At 71.0% G+C, this 9,745-nt stretch carries 9 protein-coding genes; 5 read left to right on the plus strand and 4 right to left on the minus strand.

What is annotated here, in order from left to right:
• Positions 1–27 precede the first annotated feature (27 nt).
• The 5 genes from HCJ93_RS17360 (at position 28) to HCJ93_RS17380 (ending at position 5,393) form a co-directional block, all read left to right on the plus strand.
• On the plus strand, positions 28–1,395 hold the full coding sequence (locus HCJ93_RS17360) for an L-serine ammonia-lyase (protein ID WP_167996626.1): 1,368 nt from the start codon (positions 28–30) through the stop codon (positions 1,393–1,395).
• 91 nt (positions 1,396–1,486) lie between these two features.
• Positions 1,487–2,728 carry a helix-turn-helix domain-containing protein gene (locus HCJ93_RS17365; protein WP_167996627.1) on the plus strand — a complete coding sequence of 414 codons (1,242 nt, stop codon included), beginning with the start codon at positions 1,487–1,489 and terminating at the stop codon, positions 2,726–2,728.
• Between the two features lie 118 nt (positions 2,729–2,846).
• On the plus strand, positions 2,847–4,364 hold the full coding sequence (gene adh / locus HCJ93_RS17370) for an aldehyde dehydrogenase (protein WP_167996628.1): 1,518 nt from the start codon (positions 2,847–2,849) through the stop codon (positions 4,362–4,364).
• A complete protein-coding gene (locus HCJ93_RS17375; RefSeq protein WP_167996629.1) occupies positions 4,364–4,768 on the plus strand; it encodes a DUF779 domain-containing protein in 405 nt (134 codons plus the stop codon). The genes adh and HCJ93_RS17375 overlap by 1 nt, the downstream gene beginning before the upstream one ends.
• A gap of 67 nt (positions 4,769–4,835) precedes the next feature.
• Positions 4,836–5,393, plus strand: coding sequence for a glycoside hydrolase family 25 protein (locus tag HCJ93_RS17380; protein WP_167996630.1), 558 nt, complete (start codon positions 4,836–4,838; stop codon positions 5,391–5,393).
• Between the two features lie 90 nt (positions 5,394–5,483).
• Here the strand turns inward: HCJ93_RS17380 and HCJ93_RS17385 are convergent, their stop codons facing one another.
• The 4 genes from HCJ93_RS17385 to HCJ93_RS17400 all read right to left on the minus strand — a co-directional run bounded on the left by HCJ93_RS17385 (position 5,484) and on the right by HCJ93_RS17400 (position 9,535).
• Positions 5,484–6,398, minus strand: a complete 915-nt coding sequence (locus tag HCJ93_RS17385; RefSeq protein ID WP_167996631.1) for a helix-turn-helix domain-containing protein — start codon at positions 6,396–6,398, stop codon at positions 5,484–5,486.
• A 128-nt stretch (positions 6,399–6,526) separates the two neighbouring features.
• Complete coding sequence (locus HCJ93_RS17390; protein ID WP_167996632.1) at positions 6,527–7,135, minus strand: ATP-binding protein; 609 nt, start codon at positions 7,133–7,135, stop codon at positions 6,527–6,529.
• A 223-nt stretch (positions 7,136–7,358) separates the two neighbouring features.
• Complete coding sequence (locus HCJ93_RS17395; RefSeq protein WP_167996633.1) at positions 7,359–8,126, minus strand: enoyl-CoA hydratase/isomerase family protein; 768 nt, start codon at positions 8,124–8,126, stop codon at positions 7,359–7,361.
• Between the two features lie 149 nt (positions 8,127–8,275).
• On the minus strand, positions 8,276–9,535 hold the full coding sequence (locus tag HCJ93_RS17400) for a L,D-transpeptidase (RefSeq protein ID WP_240967654.1): 1,260 nt from the start codon (positions 9,533–9,535) through the stop codon (positions 8,276–8,278).
• Between the last annotated feature and the right edge of the window lie 210 nt (positions 9,536–9,745).

Consider the following 9,745-nt stretch of genomic DNA (forward strand, 5'->3'; position numbering starts at 1 on the left):
CACCACCCCCGCTTCCTAGGAGTCCCCGTGGCCATCTCCGTCTTCGACCTGTTCTCGGTCGGCATCGGCCCGTCGAGCTCGCACACGGTCGGTCCGATGCGGGCGGCCCGCATGTTCGCCCGGCGGCTGCGCAACGAGGAGCTGCTCGGCTCCGTCGCCTCCGTCCGCGCGGAGCTGTACGGCTCCCTGGGCGCCACCGGCCACGGACACGGCACCCCGAAGGCGGTGCTGCTCGGCCTGGAGGGCGACTCGCCCCGCACGGTGGACGTGGACACGGCCGACGAGCGGGTGGAGAAGATCAAGGAGAACGGCCGGCTGCGGCTGCTCGGCGAGCACGAGATCGCCTTCTCCTTCGACGACGACATGGTGCTGCACCGCCGCAAGGCACTGCCGTACCACGCCAACGGCATGACCCTGTGGGCGTACGACGCCTCGGGCGCCGAGCTGCTGACCAAGACCTACTACTCGGTGGGCGGCGGGTTCGTCGTCGACGAGGACGCGGTGGGCGCGGACCGGATCAAGCTCGACGACACGGTGCTGAAGTACCCCTTCCGCACGGGTGACGAGCTGCTGCGCCTGACCAGGGAGACCGGTCTGTCGATCTCCGCGCTGATGCTGGAGAACGAGCGGGCCTGGCGCAGCGAGGAGGAGATCCGGGCCGGCCTGCTGGAGATCTGGCGGGTGATGCGGGAGTGCGTGCAGCGCGGCATGACCCGCGAGGGCATCCTGCCGGGCGGGCTGCGGGTGAAGCGCCGGGCCGCCAACACCGCGCGCAAGCTGCGCTCGGAGGGCGACCCGCAGGCTCTCGCCATGGAGTGGATCACCCTTTACGCCATGGCGGTGAACGAGGAGAACGCGGCCGGCGGCCGGGTGGTGACCGCCCCGACCAACGGCGCCGCGGGCATCATCCCGGCCGTCCTGCACTACTACATCAACTTCGTGCCGGGCGCCGACGAGGACGGCGTGATCCGCTTCCTGCTGGCCGCCGGCGCCATCGGCATGCTGTTCAAGGAGAACGCCTCCATCTCCGGTGCCGAGGTCGGCTGCCAGGGCGAGGTCGGCTCGGCCTGCTCGATGGCGGCGGGCGCGCTGGCCGAGGTGCTGGGCGGCAGCCCCGAGCAGGTGGAGAACGCGGCCGAGATCGGCATGGAGCACAACCTGGGCCTGACCTGCGACCCGGTGGGCGGCCTGGTGCAGATCCCGTGCATCGAGCGCAACGGCATGGCCGCGGTGAAGGCGGTCACCGCCGCCCGTATGGCGATGCGCGGCGACGGCTCCCACAAGGTGTCCCTGGACAAGGTCATCAAGACCATGAAGGACACCGGCGCGGACATGTCGGTGAAGTACAAGGAGACCGCGCGCGGCGGTCTGGCGGTCAACATCATCGAGTGCTGAGCCGGCACCCCCGGACGTCGTACCGGGCCCGTCGCCGGGCGGGTGTGCCGGCACCCTTGCTTTTGCCGCCGGTCTGTCCGATAACCGAGGCATGTCACAGCGCAGTGACCTCTGGCAGCGCAGGGCGACGCTGGAGGACGAGTGGTCCCGCTGGGTGGCCGGCCGCAAGGCGGTCGGGGCCGTCCCGCCGGCCCGCGGGGCGCTGCGGCCCGAGGTGACCGAGTCGTGGGGCCGCTCCCTGGTCATGGTGGACCCGCGGGTGGACAGCGCGCCGGTGTCCGAGGACGGTTCGGTGGCCCGCCGCTGGGCCGGGTCCCCATTGCGCCGGCCGGTCGACGACCTGGCGGACGAACTGCGCAGCATCGCCGAGGACGCCGGTTTTGTCAGCGCCGTGACCGACGAGTCCGGCACCATCCTGTGGACCTGCGGCGGACGCACCATGCGGGCCCGCGCCGAGCGGGTCAACTTCGCGCCGGGAGGCCGCTGGGACGAGCCCGCCATGGGCACCAACGCCCTGTCCCTCGCGCTGCGCACCGGCCGCCCGAGCACCGTCTTCTCCGCCGAGCACCTGGTGAGCGCGCTGCACGGCTGGGTCTGCTACTGCGCTCCGGTGCGCGCACCGGACGGCCGTATCCTCGGCGTGCTCGACCTGTCCACCACCTGGGACCGGTCGCACCCGCTGGCGATGTCCACGGTCCGCTCCCTGGTGTCCGCGATCGAGAGCCGGCTGCGCACCGAGCTGCCCGCGCGGCCGCAGGCCCCGTCCGCCGCCGAGGTGCGGTTGACCTGCCTGGGCGCCGAGCGGGCCGAACGCGGCGGCGTCCCGCTGCCGTTGCGCCCGCGCCAGCTGGAGATCCTCACCCTGCTGGCGCTGGAGCCGGAGGGCTTCACCGCCGAGCGGCTGCGGGAGGCGCTGTACGGCGACCGCCCGGTCACCGCGTCCACCTTCAAGGCGGAGGTCTCTCATCTGCGGCGGGCGCTGGGCGGCGGGATCGCGCCGCGCCGCTACGCCCTGACCGGCCCCGTCTCCTGCGACGCGGTGGAGGTGCTGCAGGCGCTGAAGCAGGGTGATCTCACCACGGCCCTGCGCCTGTACGGCGGTCCGCTGCTGCCCCGCTCCGAGGCGCCCGGCATCGTCGAGTGGCGGGCCCAGTTGGAGGTCGCGGTGCGCGAGGCGGTGCTGGCCAGCACCGATCCCCAGCACAGCCTGAGCTACGGCGAACGGGCCCCGTACGACGCGGAGGTGCACCATCGGGCGCTGCGGCTGCTGGCCCTCGGCGACACCCGCCGGCCGATCGCGGTGGGCCGGCTCAGCACGGCGCTGCGCGACTGAGCCGGGCCCCGCAGCGGGCGCCAACCTCCCGCCAACCTCGGGGATCCAGAGTGAGCGGCATCACGACGGCACGCTCCGTCGGACCACCGCACCTCACCATCCTTCGAGGAGAGCCGCCATGGTGTACGCGCAGCCCGGCACGGACGGCAGCATCGTCGCCTTCGACAGCCGGTACGACAACTTCATCGGCGGAAAGTGGGTCGCCCCCGTCGAAGGCCGCTACTTCGAGAACCCGAGCCCGGTCACCGGCGAGGTCATCTGCGAGGTGGCCCGCTCCTCCGCCGCGGACATCGAGCTGGCGCTGGACGCCGCGCACGCCGCCGCGCCCGCGTGGGGCCGTACCTCCACCACCGAGCGCGCGAACATCCTCAACCGGATCGCCGACCGGATCGAGGAGAACCTGGAGAAGATCGCCGTCGCGGAGACCTGGGAGAACGGCAAGCCGGTGCGCGAGACGCTGGCCGCCGACATTCCGCTGGCGGTGGACCACTTCCGGTACTTCGCCGGGGTGGTGCGCGCCCAGGAGGGCAGCATCGCGGAGATCGACGCGGACACGGTGGCGTACCACTTCCACGAGCCGCTGGGCGTGGTCGGCCAGATCATCCCGTGGAACTTCCCCGTCCTGATGGCCGCCTGGAAGCTGGCGCCCGCGCTGGCCGCAGGCAACTGCGTGGTCATCAAGCCCGCCGAGCAGACCCCGGCCAGCCTGCTGTACGTGGTCGAACTGATCGCCGATCTGCTGCCGCCGGGCGTGCTCAACGTCGTCAACGGCTTCGGCGTGGAGGCGGGCAAGCCGCTGGCGTCCAACCCGCGCATCGCGAAGGTGGCGTTCACCGGCGAGACCACCACCGGACGCCTGATCATGCAGTACGCCAGCGAGAACATCATCCCGGTCACGCTGGAGCTGGGCGGCAAGTCGCCCAACATCTTCCTGCCGGACGTGACGGCCGCCGACGACGACTTCCTGGACAAGGCCGTCGAGGGCTTCGTGATGTTCGCGCTCAACCAGGGCGAGGTGTGCACCTGCCCGTCCCGGGCGCTGATCCACTCGTCGATCTACGACGAGTTCATGGCCCGCTGCATCCAGCGCACCAGGGCCATCGTCAGCGGCAACCCGCTCGACCCGGCGACCATGATCGGCGCGCAGGCCAGCAACGACCAGTACGAGAAGATCCTGTCCTACATCGACATCGGCAAGAAGGAGGGCGCCGAGCTGCTCACCGGCGGCGGTCCGCGCACGGTGGAGGGGCTCGAGGGCGGCTACTACATCGAGCCGACGATCTTCCGGGGCACCAACGACATGCGGATCTTCCAGGAGGAGATCTTCGGTCCGGTGGTGTCGGTGACCACCTTCGACTCCGTGGACGAGGCGCTGAAGATCGCCAACGACACGCTGTACGGTCTGGGCGCCGGCGTGTGGACCCGGGACGGCAACACCGCGTACCGCATGGGCCGCGAGATCAAGGCGGGCCGGGTGTGGACCAACTGCTACCACGCCTACCCGGCGCACGCCGCGTTCGGCGGCTACAAGAAGTCCGGCATCGGCCGCGAGACGCACAAGATGATGCTCGACCACTACCAGCAGACCAAGAACCTGCTGGTGAGCTACTCGGCCCAGAAGCTCGGCTTCTTCTGATGGAGGCGCGTGTGAGGCGGGTCGAACTGACGCGGGCGGCCGAGGACCTGGTGAACCGGCTGAAGGACATGCACGGTCCGCTGATGTTCCACCAGTCCGGCGGCTGCTGCGACGGCAGCGCACCGATGTGCTACCCGCGCGGTGAGTTCCGGGTCGGCGCCTCCGACGTCCTGCTGGGACACGTCGCCGGTGACACGCCGTTCTGGATGAGCTCCGACCAGTTCGCCTACTGGCGGCACACCCACCTCACCGTCGACGTGGTGCCCGGCCGGGGCAGCGGTTTCTCGCTGGAGGCTCCCGAGGGAGTCCGCTTCCTGCTCCGCTCCCGGGTCCTCACCGACGAGGAGTTCCAACGGGCCGAGGCGGAGCCGCCGTTGCCGACGGGGGCCGACGTCACGGACTGACACGGTTGCCGCGAGGTGCCGGGGGAATCCTTGATTCCAGAACATCCCCCGGCACTTCGGGAGCATCATGCTGCGCGGTATCGACGTCAGCTCGTACCAGCCCTCGTCCTACGACACCGACGGCCTCTCCTTCGTCTTCATCAAGGCGACCGAGGGCCGCACCTACGTCAACCCCAGGCTCGCCGCCCAGACCAGGACGGCCCGCGACGCCGGTCTGGTGGTGGGCTTCTACCACTTCCTGTGGCCGGGCAACCTCACCGCCCAGGCCGAGTACTTCGTCTCCAAGGCCCCGGAACGCGCCGGGGACGTCCTCGCCGTCGACTGGGAGACCACGGGCGACGGGACCCGGGCCAGCAATGCGGAGAAGGACTCCTTCATCCGCAAGGTGAAGTCGCTCCGCCCCGGCCACCGGGTGATCCTCTACTGCAACCGCAACTTCTGGCTCAACGTGGACACCACCTCCTACGCCGGCGACGGCCTGTGGATCGCCGACTACGTCACCGCGGGCAAGCCCCGCATCAAGGCCAAGTGGCGCTTCCATCAGTACACCGACAACCCCCTGGACAAGAACGTCGCCGACTTCCCCAGCAGGACGGCGCTCAGGGAGTGGGCCGGGGGCGCCTGAGGGCCCGGCCGCGCGACCGGGCCCTGCGCGCTGCGGGTCACCGGGCGCTGCGGGTCACTTGTTCGGGTGGGCTTGCTGTCGCAGGCCGGTTCAACCGGCGGCGAGCGCGTCCAGTGCGGCGACCGCCCAGGCGAACTCCGCATCGTAGGAGGCGGGGGGCTCCTGGCCTTTCACGATCGCGTTGAGCGCGCGGTAGCGGGCGAGGCGCGGGTCGGTGCCCGCGGTGAGGCGCTCCTTGACGGCGGCCGGGTGGGCACCGCCGATCAGGTCGCGCAGGATCTCGGCGGCGCGGGGCGATGCGGGGGCGACGTTCTCCCTCAGCGCCTCACCGGCGCGCTGCACCAGGCGGCTCATGAACCACAGGGAGGTTCCCGCGGGGGTGTCCGGGGCCCGGTCGGCCGCGTTGAACTCGATCATTCTGCGCATGGCGGCCCGGAACTCAGGGTCCTGGATCAGCTCGGCCAGCTCCACCCAGGCGTCCACCTGCTCGGGCGTGGGGTCGTCGGGCAGGTCGGCCGCGGCGAAGCGCAGCCGGCCGCGGATGTCGGGGTCGGCGGTGTCGAGGCCCTCGAAGATCTCCGTCATGAAGTCGTCGACGATGCGGCGGCGTTCCGCCGCCGACAGGCGGGCCAGTCTGTTCATCAGTGTCGTCTCCTCGGCGGTCGAGCCGCGTCGTGCCACGGTCGACAGCACCGCGCGGGTCACCTTCAGGGCGCGGATCTGTGCGTCCAGGGCCGCCACATGGGCCGCCGCGACCTGCGCGACGGTGGTCTCGCCGGCCAGGACCCGGCGGACGTCCGCCAGTGACAGGCCCAGTTCGCGCAGGGTGCGGATCAGCTCGAGGCGGGCGGCAGCGGCGGCGTCGTAGAGGCGGTAGCCGCCGCTGGAGCGGGCCACCGGGGGCAGGGCGCCCTCGTCGGACCAGTAGCGGATGGTGCGCACGGACAGGCCCGTGGCGCGGGCCAGCTCACCGATGGTGAACAGCTCGGTGCCGTCTTCGTTCATGGCGAGGAGTGTGGTGTCTCCAGCGGGTGGAGACTCAAGGACGCGCCCGGCGGTGAGGGCGGTGGCGCACCGCAGGCGTCCGAGGAGCGACACGCGGAACGTATCGGGGACCGGCGCACGGGACGCGTTCAGCGGTCGGTGACGCGCATCTCGAACCAGGTGGTCTTGCCGCGCGGCAGCAGATCGACGCCCCAGCGGTCGGCCAGCTTGTCGACGAGGAAGAGGCCGCGGCCGCTGATGTCCATCTCCTGGACCGGCATCAGGCAGGGCAGGCCGCGGGACGGGTCACGGACCTCGACGCGGATCCAGCCGCGGCGGTGGCGCAGCCGCAGTCCGAAGACGCGGGCGCCGGTGTGGCGTACGGCGTTGCCGACGAGCTCGGAGACGAGTAAGACGGCGTCCTCCGTGGTCCTGGCGTTGAGGCCCCACTGGCGCAGGACGACCATCTGGACCAGTCGGCGGGCGGTGGCCGCGGACTCGGGGCGGGACGGCAACGGAACCTCTTGCTCCGTGGGATTGCCGAACAACTCCAGTGCCTTCAGGGCGCGTTCGTCCTCGACCGTCGGCGACCAGCGCGACGCAGTGGCACGTCCGTCTCCCCGCGGCTGTTCCATACCCTCCAGCCCCGCCATGCCTCCATCATGACCGCCGGGGGCGGCCCCGGGGGCCGTTCCGGAGGAATACGCCCCCCGTGCGCCCCCCTTCCGCATCGGTCCGCCGTCATATGCCAGAGGCATGTCGCAGCCTTCGGCACCCTGCCTCACCTGCGGAAACGGCTCGCTCTGCGGCAATCGACGGACTCCCTCGACAAGGCGGGCTTAAGCCGCCCTTAAGGCTGCCATAAACCGCCCTGCCGAGGGACTGGAATCAGACATCGTGTCAATTGCAAGCCCTGGCGCAGGTTTTCACCTCGTCGCCAGAGGACCTGCCAAGAACGGGCAGACGACCGGCGGAGGACCGTCAGAGGAACTTGGCCTTGCCCGGGCCCTCCTCCACGAAGCTGCGCATCCCGCGCTCCCGGTCCTCGGTGGCGAACAGACCGGCGAACCAGTTGCGTTCCACCGCGAGACCGGTGTCGATGTCCGTCTCCAGGCCGGTGTCGATGGACTCCTTGGCGGCGCGCAGCGCGATCGCCGGCCCCTGCGCCAGCCTCGCCGCCCAGGCGTGCGCGGCGGAGTACACCTCCTCGGCGGGCACCACCCGGTCCACCAGGCCCAGCGCGAGCGCCTCGTCGGCCTTGACCTGACGGCCGGTGAAGATCAGGTCCTTCGCCTTGGACGGGCCGATCAGCCGCGCCAGGCGCTGGGTGCCTCCCGCGCCCGGGATGAGGCCGAGCAGGATCTCCGGCTGGCCGAGCTTGGCGTTCTCCGCGGCGATGCGGTAGTCGGCGCAGAGCGCCAGCTCGCAGCCGCCGCCGAGCGCGTAGCCGGTGACCGCGGCCACCACCGGCTTGGGGATGCGGGCCACCGCGGTGAAGGAGTCCTGCAGGGCGCGGGCGCGCAGCACCATCGCGGTGTGGTCCATGGCCTGCATCTCCTTGATGTCCGCGCCGGCCGCGAACACCTTCTCCCCGCCGTAGATCACCACGGCCCGCACGTCGTCGCGGCGGGTGGCCTCCTCGGCGAGTTCCTTGAGCCGGTCCTGGGTGGCGACGTCCAGCGCGTTCATGGGCGGGCGGTCCAGGCGCAGCGTGCCGACGCCCTCGGCGACTTCGAGATTCACGGTCATGAGAGCAGGTTAACGGGGGCTAACGCCGGCGGCCCCGGTGCCGTACCTCACACCGGGGCCGCCGTCTCACGGGTGCGTCACGCTCGTCCCGGGCGGGGGGACACGCCCCGCGCCGCGCGGGGGGGTCCCGCCTCGTCCCGCGCGCGGAGCTACGACTTCCACTTCTCCCAGGACATGTTCCAGCCGTTGAGCCCGTTGTCGGGGGCGATGGTCTTGTCCTTGGAGTTCTTCACGATCACCACGTCGCCGATCATGGAGTTGTCGAAGAACCAGGCCGCCGGGGTCTTCTTGTCCCAGCCGCCGCGCACGTCGCGCAGGCCGACGCAGCCGTGGCTGGCGTTGCGGTTGCCGAAGGCGTCGCCGCCCCAGTAGTTGCCGTGGATGAAGGTGCCGGAGGTGCTCAGGCGCATGGCGTGCGGGACGTCCTTGATGTCGTACTCGCCGCCGTAGCCGACCGTCTCGCCGTTCATCCGGGTGACCTTCAGCTTCTCGCTGATGACCATCTGGCCGTTCCAGGTCTCGTAGCCCGGCGCTCCGGTGGTGACGGGGATGGTCTTGATGACCTTCCCGTCCCGCATGACCGTCATCTTGAGCTTCTTGGCGTCGACCACGGAGACCTGGTTGCGGCCGATGGTGAAGGAGATCTTCTTGTCCTGCTCGCCGTAGACGCCGGGGCGGCCCTCGACGCCGTCGAGGTTGAGGTGGACGCTGACCTTGGTGCCGGGCTTCCAGTACTTCTCGGGCCGGAAGTCCAGGCGGTCGTTGCCGAACCAGTGGCCCTCGACCTCGACGGCCGGCTCGGTGGTGATCCGGATGGCCCGCTCGACGGCGTCCGGGTCGGTGATGCCCCGGGTGAAGCGGATGGAGAACGGCATCCCGACACCGACCTTCGACCCGTCCTCGGGGGTGAAGTTGCCGATGAAGGTGTTCTGCGGGGTCAGGGTGGTGAAGGTGGAGTCCTCGGCCGCGGTGCGGCCCTCGGAGTCCTTGGCGACCGCGTGCACCGTGTACGTGGTGGAGGCGGCCAGGTGGGTGGACGGCGTCCAGGTGGCGCCGTCGCCGGATATCCGGCCCTCGATCCGGTCGCCGTCCGGGTCCTTGACGACGACCTCGGTGAGCTTGCCCTTGGCGGCGGTCACCTTCAGCGCGCCGCTGGTCCTGACGGACTTCGCCCCGTCCTCGGGTGCAATGGTGACGACCGCCTCGGACTGCTTGCTCTGCGCGGCGGTGGAGTCCTTGCCCTTCGCCTTGCCGTCACCCGAGCCGGCGTTCGCATCCCCGCCGCCGCAGGCGGTGGCCGCCAGCATCACACCGAGTGCCAGCGCCGCCAGCCTGGTGCCCGCACGCCGCCGCGTGCCGCCGCGTCCCCGCGCCCCAACCGACGCCCCCGATATCGGCCCCACGTTCAACTTGCCACTCCCCTCGGCGGGCCTGGCCCAGCCCGCGCCCCCGCGCGTACCGCACGCGCACCGGCGCATCTTAACCGCAGGCCAGGGGCGGTGAACCGGACGTCAATGTCACCATTCCGTTCCAACTTCAACCGCCCCCGCCGCAGGGGAACCGGCTGCCCGCCGTCCCCGGACCGGGCGGGCACCTTCGAGGTCCGCGAGTGGCGTCTT

It is taken from the genome of Streptomyces composti (assembly GCF_012034205.1).
In the GTDB taxonomy this organism is placed as follows: domain Bacteria; phylum Actinomycetota; class Actinomycetes; order Streptomycetales; family Streptomycetaceae; genus Streptomyces; species Streptomyces composti.